General features: G+C 64.4%; 15 protein-coding genes. 13 read left to right on the top strand and 2 right to left on the bottom strand.

From position 1 onward, the window contains the following. The first annotated feature begins 12 nt into the window (after positions 1 to 12). Both EAO39_RS04100 and EAO39_RS04095 read left to right on the top strand, forming a co-directional pair. On the top strand, positions 13 to 840 hold the full coding sequence (locus tag EAO39_RS04100; RefSeq protein ID WP_120966282.1) for an adenosylcobinamide-GDP ribazoletransferase: 828 nt from the start codon (positions 13 to 15) through the stop codon (positions 838 to 840). Next, entirely contained in the window at positions 837 to 1,397 is a 561-nt protein-coding gene (locus EAO39_RS04095) for a histidine phosphatase family protein (RefSeq protein ID WP_120970658.1), read from the top strand. The genes EAO39_RS04100 and EAO39_RS04095 overlap by 4 nt, the downstream gene beginning before the upstream one ends. Positions 1,398 to 1,404: 7 nt before the next feature. On the opposite strand, the gene EAO39_RS04090 is transcribed toward EAO39_RS04095, so the two are convergent. Beyond that, on the bottom strand, positions 1,405 to 1,875 hold the full coding sequence (locus EAO39_RS04090; protein ID WP_120966281.1) for a general secretion pathway protein C: 471 nt from the start codon (positions 1,873 to 1,875) through the stop codon (positions 1,405 to 1,407). Between the two features lie 46 nt (positions 1,876 to 1,921). Between EAO39_RS04090 and gspG the strand changes: the two genes are divergently transcribed. From gspG to EAO39_RS04040, 10 genes are read left to right on the top strand one after another with little or no spacing between them, the layout of a single operon-like run. Next, positions 1,922 to 2,374 carry a type II secretion system major pseudopilin GspG gene (gene gspG / locus EAO39_RS04085; RefSeq protein WP_120966280.1) on the top strand — a complete coding sequence of 151 codons (453 nt, stop codon included), beginning with the start codon at positions 1,922 to 1,924 and terminating at the stop codon, positions 2,372 to 2,374. Positions 2,375 to 2,430: 56 nt separating this feature from the next. Further along, positions 2,431 to 2,871 (top strand): prepilin-type N-terminal cleavage/methylation domain-containing protein, encoded by a 441-nt coding sequence (locus EAO39_RS04080; RefSeq protein ID WP_120966279.1) that lies wholly within the window; start codon positions 2,431 to 2,433, stop codon positions 2,869 to 2,871. Further along, positions 2,868 to 3,251, top strand: coding sequence for a type II secretion system minor pseudopilin GspI (gspI, locus tag EAO39_RS04075; protein WP_120966278.1), 384 nt, complete (start codon positions 2,868 to 2,870; stop codon positions 3,249 to 3,251). The genes EAO39_RS04080 and gspI overlap by 4 nt, the downstream gene beginning before the upstream one ends. Positions 3,252 to 3,272: 21 nt before the next feature. After that, complete coding sequence (locus tag EAO39_RS04070; protein ID WP_120970656.1) at positions 3,273 to 3,944, top strand: prepilin-type N-terminal cleavage/methylation domain-containing protein; 672 nt, start codon at positions 3,273 to 3,275, stop codon at positions 3,942 to 3,944. Further along, complete coding sequence (gene gspK / locus EAO39_RS04065; RefSeq protein WP_120966277.1) at positions 3,941 to 4,945, top strand: type II secretion system minor pseudopilin GspK; 1,005 nt, start codon at positions 3,941 to 3,943, stop codon at positions 4,943 to 4,945. The genes EAO39_RS04070 and gspK overlap by 4 nt, the downstream gene beginning before the upstream one ends. A gap of 43 nt (positions 4,946 to 4,988) precedes the next feature. Then, complete coding sequence (gene gspL, locus EAO39_RS04060; RefSeq protein WP_120966276.1) at positions 4,989 to 6,218, top strand: type II secretion system protein GspL; 1,230 nt, start codon at positions 4,989 to 4,991, stop codon at positions 6,216 to 6,218. Next, positions 6,215 to 6,760 (top strand): type II secretion system protein GspM, encoded by a 546-nt coding sequence (gspM, locus tag EAO39_RS04055; RefSeq protein WP_120966275.1) that lies wholly within the window; start codon positions 6,215 to 6,217, stop codon positions 6,758 to 6,760. The genes gspL and gspM overlap by 4 nt, the downstream gene beginning before the upstream one ends. Before the next feature lie 15 nt (positions 6,761 to 6,775). Beyond that, positions 6,776 to 7,600, top strand: coding sequence for a type II secretion system protein N (gene gspN, locus EAO39_RS04050; RefSeq protein WP_120970654.1), 825 nt, complete (start codon positions 6,776 to 6,778; stop codon positions 7,598 to 7,600). 3 nt (positions 7,601 to 7,603) lie between these two features. Beyond that, positions 7,604 to 9,952 carry a type II secretion system secretin GspD gene (gene gspD, locus EAO39_RS04045; RefSeq protein WP_120966274.1) on the top strand — a complete coding sequence of 783 codons (2,349 nt, stop codon included), beginning with the start codon at positions 7,604 to 7,606 and terminating at the stop codon, positions 9,950 to 9,952. A 12-nt stretch (positions 9,953 to 9,964) separates the two neighbouring features. Beyond that, entirely contained in the window at positions 9,965 to 11,326 is a 1,362-nt protein-coding gene (locus tag EAO39_RS04040) for an ATPase, T2SS/T4P/T4SS family (RefSeq protein ID WP_120966273.1), read from the top strand. On the opposite strand, the gene EAO39_RS04035 is transcribed toward EAO39_RS04040, so the two are convergent. After that, positions 11,313 to 12,521 carry a helix-turn-helix transcriptional regulator gene (locus EAO39_RS04035; protein WP_120966272.1) on the bottom strand — a complete coding sequence of 403 codons (1,209 nt, stop codon included), beginning with the start codon at positions 12,519 to 12,521 and terminating at the stop codon, positions 11,313 to 11,315. The genes EAO39_RS04040 and EAO39_RS04035 overlap by 14 nt on opposite strands. Positions 12,522 to 12,727: 206 nt before the next feature. Between EAO39_RS04035 and EAO39_RS04030 the strand changes: the two genes are divergently transcribed. Then, positions 12,728 to 14,713, top strand: coding sequence for a hypothetical protein (locus EAO39_RS04030; RefSeq protein ID WP_240467122.1), 1,986 nt, complete (start codon positions 12,728 to 12,730; stop codon positions 14,711 to 14,713). Positions 14,714 to 14,758: the final 45 nt, after the last annotated feature.

The following is a 14,758-nucleotide window of genomic DNA, read 5'->3' as shown; positions in this document are numbered from 1 at the left end:
TTAGGACTATCCATGCAAGCTCTGCGCCACTTTTTGCTGGCTCTGCAGTTCTTCAGCCGGATACCTGTGACGGGACGCCTGGCCGCCTGGGTGGGCTGGAGCCCGCAGATGCAGCGCGCCAGCGCCGCGCATCTGCCGGGCGTGGGCTGGCTGGTGGGGCTGTGGGCTGCGTTGCTGCTGGGCCTGATGAGCTGGCTGCTACCCGACACCAGCTGGACGCCCTTGCTGGCCGCCATCATCAGCACCGCAGGCACACTATGGCTCACCGGCGGCTTTCACGAAGACGGCCTGACCGACGTGGCCGATGGCCTGGGCGGGTTTGTGCCGCCCGAGCGGGCGCTGGAGATCATGAAGGACTCGCGCATAGGCGCTTATGGCGTGATGGCGCTGGTCATGGCCTTGCTGACCAAGGTGGTGCTGATTGCCGTGCTGCTGACCGCCATGCAGCAATTCTGGGGGCCGGCCCCCATCATGGTGCTGATCTGCTGCATTCACGTGCTTTCGCGCTTTGCGCCCCTGGTGCTGATGCACACCCTGCCCCATGTGGGCCTGGCCGCCACCAGCAAGACCTTGCATGTTGCAGGCCGGCTGTTGGGCTGGAAGGGCCTGCTGACCGCTGCACTCTGGTGCCTGCCCTGCTTTGGCCTGCTGCTGTGGCTGGGCATTTACAGCTTTGTGCTTTGCCTGCTAGGCGCAATGTGGCTCACCACCGGGTTGCTGCAGCGCTGGTTTCGCCAGCGCCTGGGCGGCATGACAGGCGACTGCCTGGGTGCCTGCCAGCAACTCAATGAGCTGGCCATGCTGCTGGTCAGCGCCATCTATCTGGGGCATTGGCTGTGACGACACTGTGGCTGGTGCGCCATGCACGCCCTTTGATCGATACCGAGCGCTGCTACGGCCGCCTCGATATCCAGGCCGATGACGAGGCCACGCAAAGCGCTGCTCTGAGACTGCAACAGGCTTTGCGGCCCCACCTGGGTCAATGCCGCATCTTTCACTCACCGCTTCAAAGAAGTGAGCAGTTGGCACAAGCATTGATTGAACTACAACCTGATTTCACCTCGGATGCCGACAAGCGCCTGCTGGAGGTGGACTTTGGTCACTGGGAAGGCCAGCGCTGGGATGCGATTGGCGAGGCCGCTATTTCGGCCTGGGCCCGGAATCTGGCAGAGCATGCGCCGGGCGACGGAGAAAGCCTGGTCCAGATGCTGGGCCGCGTCGGCACCGCACTGCAAGACGCCAAAGCGCTGGATTCCGAGCATGTGGTCTGGATCAGCCACGCGGGCGTTGCGCGCTGCGCTCAGTGGCTGCTGCAACATGGCTCGCGCCTGCCGCAAAGCCACGAGTGGACGCTGCCTGCTCCGGCTTACGGGCAGTTCATGCAACTGAGTCTTTGAACACCCGTTAATTGAAAGCCGCAATCGCAGGCTTTGGCAGCGCCAGCACCGCCGTGGCCGGGCCACCCATGCTGCTGCCCAGGCGGGCTTCGCGGGTGCTCAGCGACTGCAGCAGCACACCGTCTTCCAGTGCATCCCCTACCTTGAAGGCCTTGGCCGGATTGCTGCCCACGGCAATCACCGCAGCACCGGCGCCCGAGTCATGGCCTGCCAGCACCCCTGTCAGCACGTAGCGCTGGACCACCGGAGCGGCTGCAGGCGCCGCAGCAGCGACCGCCCCCAGCGCCTTGGCCATGGCCTGGGCATTGGCTTGCACGGCCGCCACCGGTGCAGGCACGGGCTCCTGTCCTGCGGGTCCGCCCAGCCAGCGCAGCCACCAGAACACCACCACGCCGGCAGCCAGGGCCGACAGCAACAAGGTGGTGAGCTTTACCGACAGAGGAATACCATGGCCGGAGTTGAAAGAAATTGTTCGCATTGAGAGATTATCATCGTGACTTTCAGTGCTATTTAAACAGGGCCTCATGACGCTTCAACGCCGCCACCCGTTTTCCGCCATCCGCCACGGTTTTGCGCGTGGCTTCACGCTGATCGAATTGATGGTGGTTCTGGTCATCATTGGCGTGCTGGCCGCCCTTATCGTTCCCAATGTGCTGGACCGCGCCGATGACGCCCGCGTCACCGCCGCCAAGACCGATATTGCCAACCTCAACCAGGCTTTGAAGCTCTACCGTCTGGACAACCAGCGCTACCCCACCTCCGAGCAAGGCCTGCAGGCCCTGGTCACCAAGCCCACATCCGGCCCCGCGCCCACCAACTGGAAGCCCTATCTGGAAAAGCTGCCCAATGACCCCTGGAGCAACCCCTACCAGTACCTGAACCCCGGCGTGAAGGGCCCCATCGACATCATGTCGTTCGGTGCAGACGGCAAGGCCGGCGGCGAAGGCAAGGATGCAGATATCGGCAGCTGGCAGTGAGCACTGCACTACAGGGGCAGCCCGTCGGCAAGCCCTGCCGCCAATAAGCGCCACTTATGGCACGACCCCAACACGCCGGCTTCACCTTGCTTGAATTGCTGGTGGTGATCTCCATCATGGCGCTGGCGACGGCAGGCGTGAGCCTGGCCATGCGCGATAGCGGCGAACAACAGCTGGAGCGCGAAGCCCAGCGTCTGGTCACCTTGCTGGAATCGGCCCGTGCCCAGGCGCGCACCAATGGCACGCTGGTCACCTGGCAGCCCATGCCCCAAGGCTTCAGATTTGACGGACTGGCACCGGGCGTGAAAATGCCCGGCAACTGGCTGCAAGCCGGTGTGCAAGTCCAGCAACCCACGCCCATCATCCTCGGCCCCGAGCCTCTGATTCCGCGCCAGAGCATCACGCTGACCTTGCCGCAGACCTCGGCTGCGCCGCTGCGCCTGGTGACCGACGGGCTGCGCCCATTCAGCGTGCAAAACATCCCAACCCCGCCATGAAGCCACTGCAGCCACGGCCCCGCCCGCGCCTGCAAGCCGGCTTTACCTTGATCGAGGTGCTGGTGGCCGTCGGCATTGTGGGCGTGGCGCTGTTGGCCGGGCTGCAGGCCAGCAGCGCCCTGACGCGCAATGCCCAGCGCCAGCAAGACGTGATCCTCGCCCAGCAATGCGCGCAAAACGAGCTGGTGCGCATGCGCCTGATCAACCAGATGCCGGCCGTGGGCGACTTCACCGTGAACTGCGATCAGCTCAACCGCCAGTTGCAGGTGCGGCTGACCGTGAGCCCCACGCCCAACCCCAGCTTCAGGCGGGTCGACGCCCAGGTTTTCTCCGACAACCTGCCGGTGCTGCGCGTTTCAACCATTGTGGGTCGCTACTAGATGAATAGCTTCAAGCGCAATATGCGCAAGCGCTACAGCGGTTTTACGCTGGTGGAACTGCTGGTCGCACTGGCCGCCATGGCCTTGCTGTCCATCATGAGCTGGCGCGGCATCGACGGCATGCTGCGCGCCCAGGAAAGCACGCGCGAGCAAGGCGAGCAGGCCGCCGTGCTGCAAACCGTGCTGGCCCAGTGGAATGCCGACCTGGCCGCCCTGATGCCGCTGGAGAAAATGCAGACCCTGGACTGGGACGGGCAGGTGCTGCGCATGACCCGCAAAAGCAGCGCGCCCGTGGATCTGGGAGCCATCGTCGTGGCCTGGAGCCGCCGCAGCGTGCAAGGCCAGATGCAGTGGTTGCGCTGGCAGTCCCCGCCCGTGCGCACGGCCATGGAATGGAACGAAGCCTGGAACCAGGCAAGCCTCTGGGGTCGCAACCCCTCCACCGCGCAAATGGCCAGCGAAACCGTGCTGCTGCCGCTGGATCAATGGCGGGTGTACTACTACCGGGGCAATGCCTGGACCAACCCCCAGTCCAGCGAGCAGAGCAACTCAGGCAATGCGGCCGCCACCACCGGCCTGCCCGCACTGCCCGATGGCGTGCGCATAGAGCTGAGCCTGCCGCAAGGCCGTTCCATGAATGGTCGCCTCACGGTGGACTGGGTCAACCCCTTGCGCTCCAACTCCCGTTCATGATGCTGCAGCGCAACCCCTTCCCAACGAAACATCAGCGCGGCGCGGCCCTGCTGGCGGCCATGCTGACCGTCACCCTGGTCGCTAGCCTGGCGGCGGCGGCTCTGTGGCAGCAGTGGCGCGATGTGGAAATTGAAACCGCCGAGCGCAACCGCGTACAGGCCAGCTGGCTGCTGCTGGGCGCTCTGGACTGGTCGCGCGTCGTGATTCAGGAAGACTCCCGGGCCAACCGCAAATCGCCGGTAGACCATCTGGGCGAGCCCTGGGCCGTGCCTTTGCAGGAAGCGCGCCTGTCCACTTTTCTCAATGCCAAGAACAACGTCAGCAATGTGGATGACGACCAGGCGGACGTGCAGGCGGCGTTTCTCTCGGGCGAAATCATCGACCTGCAATCGCGGCTGAATCTGCGCAGCCTGATGATCGACCCGGACAAGCCGCTGGACGCGGACAGACTTAAGCCTTTTGTGCGCCTGTTCGAACGCCTGGGCCTGCCCAGCAGCCAGGTGCTGCAGATGGCCAACGCCTTGCGCAACGCTGCCGGCACGAGCGCTGGCAAAAGCGCGGCCAGCAATACCCCGCTGATGCCGCGCACCTTGCGCCAGCTGGGCTGGCTGGGCCTGGACCCGCGCCTGATCGCCCGCATGGAGCCTTTTCTCGTCCTGCTGCCCGAAGTCACCAAGATCAATCTCAACACCGCCAGCCCCGAGGTGATCTGGGCCGTCGAAGAAAACCTGGACTGGTCTGCCGCCAATCAGCTGGTGCAGCTGCGCTCCAGCAATCCATTCAAATCCACCAGCGACGCTGCCAAAGCCCTGGGCCGCAGCAATCTCTTTGCCAGCGGCTTTGGCACGACCACCGAATATTTCGAAGCTCGGGGCCGTCTGCGCATGGGCGACAACATGCTCAGCCAGCGCTCCATTCTTCAACGCAAGGACATGACGGTCACTACGCTGTGGCAGGAACGAGGCGACTGGGGTTTACCCGTGACCAACCCCATTCCGTAAACCTATCGTCATATTGCTTACCTAGAATGCCCCAAACTCTCTCATGAGCACCTTGCTTCTTCTCCTGCCTGCGGACCATGCCAGCGCAGCCAGTGAATACCAATTCGTCAAAAGCAGAGATGGCCGGGAAGCCCAGAGCACCGGCCAGTCTGTGGCATCGCTTTTGCCTGCTACCAGCCGGGTAGAGCAGGTCACGGCCGTTATCAGCCACCAGCAGCTGTCCTGGCATCAAATCACACTCCCACCCGGGCTGAACCTGGGCAGCAGCCGCCAGCAGACACGGGTGCGGGCGGTGCTCGAAGGCTTGCTGGAAGAAAAGTTGCTGACCGACCCGGGCCAGACCCATCTGGCCCTGCCTGCCAAAGCGGTCTCCGGCGCAGCCTGCTGGGTTGCGGTCTGCGACAAGCCCTGGCTACAAGCCCATCTGAAAGCACTGGAGGCTGCAGGCTATGCCGTCAGCCGCATTCTTCCCGAACTGGCACCCTCCACCACCGCCGGGCTCTGGGCCGTGGGCGAGGCCGACCGCCCCTGGCTTGTCGCCACCGGGCTGAACGACAACACCCAACTGGCCCGTCTTCCGCTGCAGGCAGACGCCAGCCTGGTGCAATCGCTGCTGGGCCGCTTGCCCGCCGATCTCCCCGTGCTAGCCGAGCCGCAGCTGGCCCGCATGGCCGAGAACCTGCAGCACCCGGTCCAGCTGCAGACCCAGACCCAGCGTTTGCTCGAGGCCCATGCCGGCAGCTGGGATATGGCGCAGTTCGATCTGGACCTGGGCAGCAGCACCCGCATGCGCCGCCGTCTGCTCGACGCTTGGCAAAGCCTGGCCAAAAGCCCGCAATGGCGTGCCGCCCGCTGGGCTGCAGCCGTGGCCGTGGTGGCCCAGCTCATAGGCCTCAACGCCTGGGCGTTCAAGGAAAACCAGGCCATTGCCCAGCGCCAGCAGCAAGCCAAGCAGGTGCTGCAGACCACCTTTCCGCGCGTGCCGGTGATTGTGGATGCGCCCGTGCAAATGCAGCGCGAGCTGGATTTGCTGCGCAGCCAGACCGGCGCGCTCTCGTCCAGCGATATGGAAGCGCTGCTGGCCGCCAGCAGCCAGATCAAGGGCATTGAAACCGCCACCACCCTGCACTACCAGGACAAGCAATTGCGCATACAGGGGCTGAAGCTGGATGCCGAAACCCTGAGCGATGCCCAGCAAAGCCTGGCCGGCAGCAGCTACCGCCTGCAACGCGAAGGCGCTGAGTTGATACTGACGGCAGAAACACAACCATGAAGCGCAGCGTCAAAACACTCCATCTGAGCCAGACCCTGGCTCCACTGCGACAACGCTGGCAGGGCCTGGCCGCCCGTGAACAAAACCTGCTGCTGCTGGCTGGCAGCCTGGTGCTGCTGGCTCTCGTCTGGTGGCTGGCACTGGCCCCGGCGCTGAGCAGTCTGCGCACGGCCCCCGCCCGCCATGCCCAGGCAGATCGCGAGCTGCAGCTCATGCTGCGCCTGCAGGCCCAGGCCGAGCAACTGCGCCAGCAGCCGGCCGGCGTGATGGGCGATGCGCCAGCGCTGCTGCAGCAATCGCTGACGGCCGAGCTGGGCACTGCAGCCCAGTTGCAATGGCTGGGCCAGCGGGCGCAAATCACGCTGACCGGCGCGCCCGCTCCCGCTCTGGCCCGCTGGCTGTCCAAGGTGCGTGACGACACCCGAGCCACCACTGCCGAAATGAAGCTCAGCCGCGCTCCCGCCAGCCAGAACGTCGATGCCGCAGTACGCTGGAATGGCAGCCTGCTGCTGGACTTTCCCGACAGCCAGGGCGAGCGGTAAGCAGCGATGCCCTTGATGCGCAAGAACCGCTCCCCTGCCGCGGCACGCCCGCGCCAGGCTGACGTCAAAAACTGGCGTTCGCCGCGCGCCTGGGCGTTTTCCGGTGTTCTGCTGGGCCTGCTCATCAGCGCAGCCCTGTTCGCGCCTGCCAGCTGGCTTGCCCGTCTGGTACATCAGGCCAGCAACGGACAGGTCCAGTTGCAGCAAGCCCGCGGCACGCTATGGAATGGCTCGGCCCAGCTGGTATTGACCGGCGGCTCGGACAGCCACGACGTGACCAGCCTGCCCACCCGCCTGAACTGGACGCTGCGCCCCGACTGGCTTGGCGCGCAGCTGGCCATGCAAAGCGATTGCTGTACCGCCGCCCCGGTTCTGGCACGGCTGACGCTGGGCTTGAACAGAGCCAGCCTGCAGGTCAGCGACAGCCAGATCGATCTGCCGGCCAATCTGCTGAGCGGGCTGGGCACGCCATGGAATACCGTGGCCCTGCAAGGACAGCTGCGCATGAGCACCGTCGGGCTCAAGCTGCAATACCGGGCCGGGCGCATGCTCAACCAGGGCCTCACACGGCTGGAGGCACTTGCCGTGTCCTCGCGGCTGTCCCCGCTCAAACCGCTGGGCAGCTACCGGCTGGACATCGACGGCGGCGAAAGCACCCGCCTGACCCTGTCCACACTTCAGGGCGATCTGCAACTCAGCGGCCAGGGCCAATGGGTGGGCTCGCGTCTGCACTTCAGCGGCGAAGCCTGGTCCAGCCCGGAGCGCGAAGCCGCTCTTTCCAATTTGCTCAATATTTTGGGGCGCCGCCAGGGTGCGCGTTCCATCATCACCTTCGGTTGATCCATGACTCAGCACACGCACTCCGTCTGGCGAGATACTCTCACTTCCATAGCAGCTGCCGCAATGCTGTTGTGCGCCAGCAGCTCAATTCATGCTCAAACTGCCGGCAACACGCCCAGTCTGCGCCCCGGCGAACCGGTGACGCTGAACTTCACCAATGCCGATATCGAAGCCGTCTCGCGTGCCATGGCGGCCATCACCAACCGCAACGTGGTGGTGGACCCGCGCGTCAAAGGCCAGATCACGCTGCTGACCGACAAGGCCGTCTCGCCGGCCACGGCCTACCAGCAATACCTGGCCGCGCTGCGCATGCAGGGCTTTACCGTCGCCGAGTCTGCCGGTCTGTTCAAGGTCATCCCCGAAGCCGATGCCAAGCTGCAGGCCAATGAAGTGGCCGTGGGCCGGGGCGGCCAGCACGGCGGCGGGCAGGTCGTCACGCAGATCTTCAAGCTCAACTTCGAGAACGCGGCCAATATGGTGCCGGTGCTGCGTCCCTTGATCAGCCCCAACAACACCATCAACGTCAACCCGGGCAACAACTCGCTGGTCATCACCGACTATGCGGACAATCTGCAGCGCATCTCGCGCATCATCGCCAGCACCGACGTCTCCAACGCCACCGAGGTGGAAGTGATTGCGCTGCGCCACGCGCTGGCCGCCGATATGGTGGCCCTGGTCAACCGGCTGGTGGAAGGCGGCTCCGGCGGTCCAGGCGGAGCGGCAGCCATGGGCGCCGCCAATACCGCCGGCCAGGCCGACAACAGTTTCCGCAGCTCCATCCTGGCCGAGCCCCGCAGCAATTCCGTGCTGGTGCGCGCAGCCAATCCGGCACGCCTGTCGCAGATTCGCTCGCTGATTGCCAGGCTGGATCAGCCCGCCATGAGCGGCGGCAGCGACGAGGGCAATATCCAGGTGGTCTACCTCAAGCATGCGGAGGCCGCCTCCCTGGCCGCCACGCTGCGCGCAGCCATCAGCGCCCAGGCCACAGCAGCCAGCAACCAGGCAGGTGTGGCAGGTGCCGTCTCCACAACGGCTAGCGCCGGTGCCGGCAGCCAGCAGGCAATGATCTCCCGCGGCACGGATGGCAGCGCCACCATGGGTCTGGGTGCGGGCAATACCGGCCCCAGCTCCCGCTTCGGCACGGCGCAACAGCCTTCGACCGGCGGCATGATCCAGGCCGACCCCAGCACCAACTCCCTGATCATCACCGCGCCGCCGCCGCTGTATCGCCAGTTGCGCGCCGTGATCGACAAGCTCGACAGCCGCCGCGCCCAGGTGATGATCGAAGCACTGATCGTGGAAGTGGCCACCGACAAGCTGGCCCAGTTCGGCGTGCAGTGGAACTCCATCATCCGCGACGGAGGCCAGGTGGCCGGCGTCATAGGCAACGCCTCTTCCGTGGCCGGCGGCAGCATTCTGAGCCTGATGGGAGCCTTCAATTCGCTGGCCAACGGCACCGACCTCAGCGATACCGATGCCAAGGCGGCCGCAGGCCTCAAGGGCATGAACCTCGGGCTGACCCAGCGCGTCAACGGCAAGACCTCGCTGGGCGTTCTGGCCAACTTCCTGCAGGGCAATGGCGACACCAATGTGCTGTCCACGCCCAATCTGATGACCCTGGACAACGAGGAAGCCAGCATCATGGTGGGCGAAAACGTTCCCTTCCCGACCACCACCACCCAGGGCAACACCATCAGCGGCCCGTTCACCACCTATGAACGCAAGGACGTGGGCACCTTGCTGCGCATACGCCCGCAGATCAACGAGAACGGCACCATCAAGCTGGCCGTCTACCAGGAAAACTCTGCGGTCAAGGTCGGCACGGGCACCAGCGCCAGCGGTGCCACCACCACCAAGCGCTCCATAGAATCCAATGTACTGGTCGAGGACGGCGGCGTGGTGGTGCTGGGCGGCCTGATTGGCGACGAATACTCGCAAAGCGAAGAGCGCGTGCCGCTGCTGGGCGACATCCCGGTACTGGGCAATCTGTTTCGCAACACCAATCGCACGCGCAAGAAAACCAATCTCATGGTCTTTCTGCGCCCCGTGGTGCTGCGCGATGCCAACGCCACCATGCAGTTCTCTCAGGATCGCTACGAGGCCATTCGCGCCACGCAGCAGCAAATCCAGCCGGATAGCGCTCTGATGCTGCGCAACGTCAACGGTGCAGCCCTGCTGCCCGCCAACCCTGAAGCCGCTCCTGCGCGATCGCCCCTGGTCAGCCCCGGCGCCATGATGAACACGCCGGCCCGTCAGCCCCAGCTGGTGGACTTCACCCAGACTGGCCAGCCCGCGACCGGCACCCAAGCCACGCCCGCCGAGCCCCTCCGTCTGTCGCCCGGCAGCATGTAAGCAGAGCACCCCATGCGTTACCCACTGCCCTATGCTTTTGCGCGCAGCAGCCAGTTGCTGATCGAAGACGACGGCCAGACGCCCATGCTCTGGCACGGCCCGGCGCCGGACTGGTCGGCCATCAGCGAAGTCCAGCGCCTGCACGGCGTGCAGCGCTGGCAGATGCTGGACGCCACGGCGCTGTCGCATCGCATCAGCAGCGCCTATGCGCAAAGCGACTCCAGCGCGGCCATGGTGGTCAGCGAAGTCGAATCCGACGCCGACCTCTCGCGCATGATGCAGGATCTGCCCGCCGTCGAAGATCTGCTGGAGACCGCCGACGATGCGCCCATCATCCGCATGCTCAACGCCCTGCTCACGCAGGCCGCGCGCGACGGTGCGTCGGACATTCATATCGAGCCCTATGAGCGCCACTCCAGCGTGCGCTTCCGGGTCGACGGCGATCTGCGCGAAGTGGTGCAGCCCAACCGCGCCCTGCACGCGGCGTTGATCAGTCGCCTGAAGATCATGGCGGATCTGGATATTGCCGAAAAACGCCTGCCCCAGGACGGCCGCATCAGCCTGCGTCTGGGCACGCGCGCCATCGACGTACGTGTTTCCACCCTGCCCAGCGCCCATGGCGAGCGCGCCGTGCTGCGTCTGCTGGACAAGAGCGAGAGCAAGCTCAGCCTGGAAGCCGTGGGCATGCAGGGCGAGACGCTCAGGCGCTTTACCCATATGACGGCCCAGCCCCACGGCATCGTGCTGGTCACCGGACCCACGGGCTCGGGCAAGACCACCACGCTGTATGCGGCCCTGCAGCGCATGGACGCCAGCCACAACAACATCATGACGGTGGAAGACCCCATCGAATACGAGCTGGGCGGCGTGGGCCAGACCCAGGTCAACAGCAAGATCGATCTGACCTTTGCCAAAGCCTTGCGCGCCATACTGCGCCAGGACCCGGACGTGATCATGATTGGCGAAATCCGCGACTTCGAAACCGCGCAGATCGCCATTCAGGCTTCGCTGACCGGCCACCTGGTGCTGGCCACGCTGCACACCAACGATGCACCCAGCGCCGTCACCCGCCTGATCGACATGGGCGTGGAGCCGTTTTTGCTGTCCTCCTCGCTGCTGGGCGTGCTGGCACAGCGGCTGGTCAGAAAAATCGATAGCACTGAGCCCAGTGGCTACAAGGGCCGAACCGGTATTTTCGAGATGCTGGTGGTGGACGACACCATTCGCGCCCAGATTCACCGTGGCGCCAGCGAAGCCGAAATCCGCACCACCGCACAGGCCGCAGGCATGCAGCTCATGCGCGATGACGGCGAGCGCCTGGTGCGCGAAGGCATCACCACGCCCGAGGAAGTACTGCGCGTCACGCGTGACTGATTGCGGTCGAATCGGCTTGATGCCCCCAGCGCATCAAGGCCGGCCCCGTGAGCAGCACGCGCACAAAATCGGCCTGCCTCCCCACGCCCACCTTGCTGGCAGCCGCCTTGTACTGCGAGCGCACGGTGTGAATCGACAGCCCCTGGCGCTCGGCAAACTCCTGCAGCGTCCAGCCGTTGACCAGGGCCTGCGCCAGCTGGGCTTCGGCCAGCGTCAACCGGTACAGCCCCTGCAGCAGCGCCTGCAGCGAAGGAATGGTGAGCGCCGGATCGCTGAGCAACACCATGGCTGCGCAGTGCACGCCATAGGGGCTGACCTGGCGCGGCAGCGGCGACACCATGACCTGCAGCTGCTGACCCGCCAGCCCTCTGAAACGGCTGGCTCGCCCCACATGCGCGGCCTTGCCCAGACCGGTGGCCAAGCATTCGTGCATGGCTTTTTGCAGCCAGCGGTCATCTGCCGCATTGCTGGCGCGCAGCCTCTCGCCACCGGCGCGCATCAGCAGCTGGCTGCGCTCCATCAGCCCGGTAGCACGGCTATTGCCATGCAGCAGCCTGGCATGTTCATCCACCAGCAACACGCCCAGCGGCAAATCCTCGAGCACGGCCAGCGAGGCATGCACCAGCGCCTGTGATTTGTAGAGGCGACGGTGAATCGCAAACGCTGTCTGCAGATGCGGCATCAGCTGCTGCATCAGCTGCAGCTCCTGCGGCTCGTAAGCGCCGGCAGCGCGCGGGCGCACCATGGTCACATTGAAGGAGCGCTCGTGCTGGTTCTCCACCACCGCGGCGCAGGAATAAAACAGGCCCTGAGGCTGCAACCAGTCGCCAAACCATTCGGTGGACGTCAGTCGCTGATCGGGGAAAAGCTGGGATGAATTGACCACGGTTCCCGGGCTGTGCAGGCTGGGGTCCTGCAGCCAGACATTGCACTGGCAGTAGTGCTGGGCAAAGCTCGTCAGCTCGGCCGCGTCAAACCCGCAACTGGCGCCAAAGCTGCCGAAGCCCCCCTCCATATCCACGGTTTTCTGGGCGAAGTCATTGGCCCAGATCACGCTGGCGGGCGAACGCAGCGCCGTGCCGAGTTTCTGCAGCACGCTCTGCCATCGCGCCGGCTCCAGCGCAGCCTCGTAAATCGAGGCAATCAGATCGGGCACCAGCTCTTGCAAAGCCATAGGAATATGAGCAGCAGCCATATGCGCACCTGAACGGTTGGTTTGATTTTGAAGGTCAGCGCGTCTTGCAAGGTTACATGGAACACGGTTTGCAATATATGAAAAACAAGCAAATACATGGCCATGGGAAAACCCTTCACCTATTTTGGGGATGAATTTCCTCCAACAAATACTTACAAACCTCAGAGAAATTCCCACACCAAAAAGCCCTGTTTTGAAAGGCTTTCATGACGCAGCACCCTGTCCATTCATCCATGCAACCCAGCATTCCTGCTCCAGCCCCTTTTCTGCGCCCCACCCGGGCGCTGGCCACCGTCGCTCTGATGGCCGGTCTGACCGCCTGTGGCGGAGGTGGCGGCGGCGACAGTGCCGTCCCTGCGCCACCGCCTCCCGCCCCTGCCACCACGGCGCTGAAAACCACCGTAGTCGATGGAGCCTTGGAAAAAGCCGTGGTCTGCCTGGACAAGAATAGCAACGGCTTGTGCGATGCAGGCGAGCCTACGGCGACCACCGATGCTGGCGGCAATGCCACCCTCAACGTAGCCAATGAGGATCTGGGCAAATACGCTGTTCTGGCCATGGTGGGCACCGATGCCATCGATGCGGACACCGGCCCCGTCAAGACGGCCTTCACCCTCAAGGCTCCGGCCGATACCACGGCCCTGGTCAGCCCTCTGACCACGCTGGTCGAGACCCAGAGAGCCAGCACCAGCAGCAGTACGACCGATGCTGCAGCAGCCGTGCAGGCCCAGTTGGGTCTCAGTGGTTCGCCCATGGCCGATTTCACCCAGGACAGCTCGGCCGACGGCAAGCTGGCGGCCACGCTGGCCCGCCTGATTGTGGTGACCACCCAGGTCCAGCGCAACGACACCAGCGGCGCCCTGGGCGTGGATGGCAAGCCGCTGACTACGGGCCAGATCGACAGCGTCATCAACATCCGTCTACTCCAGCAGTTGCAGACCCTGGCCACAGCGGTGCAGGACAATCCCAGCCTGGCCGACCCCAACACCTCCATGGCGGACAAACAGGCCTCCATGGAAACTACCGCACGCCAGGTGGCCGATGCCTCGGGGCTGACCGCCGCCAATGTGGGCGTGATCGCCGCCGCGCAAGCCCAGACCACCACCCCTGAAGCCACAACCCCCACCGAAACCAGCAGCCTGCGCTGGTTCAGCTTCACCAACGCCAGCAATTTCTATATCCGCGCCTTTGAGGCCAGTGCCGCACAGAACACGCCAGATGCCAACGGCAAGCGGCACTTCACCGAGTACCGCGAACGCGTGGTCAATGGCGTGGAGTCTCCCTGGGCGCGCCCTCAGGTGTACTGGACCGGCAGTTCCTGGTTCAGCTGCCCTACCGACTATGTGCACGAGGTCGGCAATATCGGCAGCTCGGGCGAAACCGAATCCCTGTATTGCAACGCCATGCGCAGCCGCGCCAAGCAAAGCGTGCGTGATATCTCGGGTCTGAAGATGGCCGATATCGTGAGCGAAATCCGCTCCAGCCCGCTGCTGGATTCGGCGGACGGCTCTTTTGCGGACTGGGGCCCCAAGCCCTCGCAACTGCCCGCCAACGCCACCTGGCCCAGCGGCTCCACGCTGGCCTATCGCACGGTGACGGATCTGGGCGGCACCGAGTACTACCTGGGCAATAACACCAATCGCGCCACCATTCCACCCGCCAACGACCCCAACAACCCCGACAGCAATGTCTGGCACAGCGCCAGCCTGGCGGAGTTTGTGGCCTGGAATGCCGGCGACTTTGCCAGCAACGTCAGCACGGCCCAGGTACACGGCAACAACGCCCGCGTGCTGGTTTCGCGCCGTGACTATCTCAAGCCCGACGGCAGCAGTGCCTACAAGCGCTATATGGTGGGCTTTGAGCCCGGTGGCGAGCTGCGGGCACGCTTTTACGAATGCGAAGGTGATACCTCGCAAAACCGCAACGCCACCTTGTTCATCAACGGCGTCTCCACCTGCAAGGTGATCCTGGTGAGCAACTACAGCATCAGCAATCTGGGCGATGCCAAGGTGCTGCGTTTCAGCACCGAGCCCACCCAGTTGAACGTCAGCAACTTCCAGAATTACCGTTTGTTTGTGGAGCGCGGCGGCGTCACCTATCTGGGCTATCGCGACAAGCAGATGGTCAGCTACCAGCAACGCCTGAACAAGGTCGCGGCTGAGGCACTGCTGGCCTCTCTGGGTCTGAACTGATACCTTTTTGTTTCGTGCGCTTGGCCCGCCGTTTGGCGGGCCTTT

The organism is Comamonas sp. lk, from assembly GCF_900564145.1.
Classification (GTDB): Bacteria; Pseudomonadota; Gammaproteobacteria; order Burkholderiales; family Burkholderiaceae_C; genus Comamonas.
The sequence above is the reverse complement of the archived record's forward strand: the minus strand, read 5'-3'. Positions and strand labels throughout refer to the sequence as shown.

Coding starts and splice junctions, on each gene's coding strand:
- gspK (WP_120966277.1), top strand. CDS start 3,941: ATGATGCTGCAGCGCAACCCCTTCCCAACGAAACATCAGCGCGGCGCG.
- EAO39_RS04090 (WP_120966281.1), bottom strand. CDS start 1,875: ATGCGAACAATTTCTTTCAACTCCGGCCATGGTATTCCTCTGTCGGTA.
- gspI (WP_120966278.1), top strand. CDS start 2,868: ATGAAGCCACTGCAGCCACGGCCCCGCCCGCGCCTGCAAGCCGGCTTT.
- gspD (WP_120966274.1), top strand. CDS start 7,604: ATGACTCAGCACACGCACTCCGTCTGGCGAGATACTCTCACTTCCATA.
- gspG (WP_120966280.1), top strand. CDS start 1,922: ATGACGCTTCAACGCCGCCACCCGTTTTCCGCCATCCGCCACGGTTTT.
- EAO39_RS04080 (WP_120966279.1), top strand. CDS start 2,431: ATGGCACGACCCCAACACGCCGGCTTCACCTTGCTTGAATTGCTGGTG.
- gspN (WP_120970654.1), top strand. CDS start 6,776: ATGCGCAAGAACCGCTCCCCTGCCGCGGCACGCCCGCGCCAGGCTGAC.
- EAO39_RS04040 (WP_120966273.1), top strand. CDS start 9,965: ATGCGTTACCCACTGCCCTATGCTTTTGCGCGCAGCAGCCAGTTGCTG.
- gspL (WP_120966276.1), top strand. CDS start 4,989: ATGAGCACCTTGCTTCTTCTCCTGCCTGCGGACCATGCCAGCGCAGCC.
- EAO39_RS04035 (WP_120966272.1), bottom strand. CDS start 12,521: ATGGCTGCTGCTCATATTCCTATGGCTTTGCAAGAGCTGGTGCCCGAT.
- gspM (WP_120966275.1), top strand. CDS start 6,215: ATGAAGCGCAGCGTCAAAACACTCCATCTGAGCCAGACCCTGGCTCCA.
- EAO39_RS04030 (WP_240467122.1), top strand. CDS start 12,728: ATGACGCAGCACCCTGTCCATTCATCCATGCAACCCAGCATTCCTGCT.
- EAO39_RS04100 (WP_120966282.1), top strand. CDS start 13: ATGCAAGCTCTGCGCCACTTTTTGCTGGCTCTGCAGTTCTTCAGCCGG.
- EAO39_RS04070 (WP_120970656.1), top strand. CDS start 3,273: ATGCGCAAGCGCTACAGCGGTTTTACGCTGGTGGAACTGCTGGTCGCA.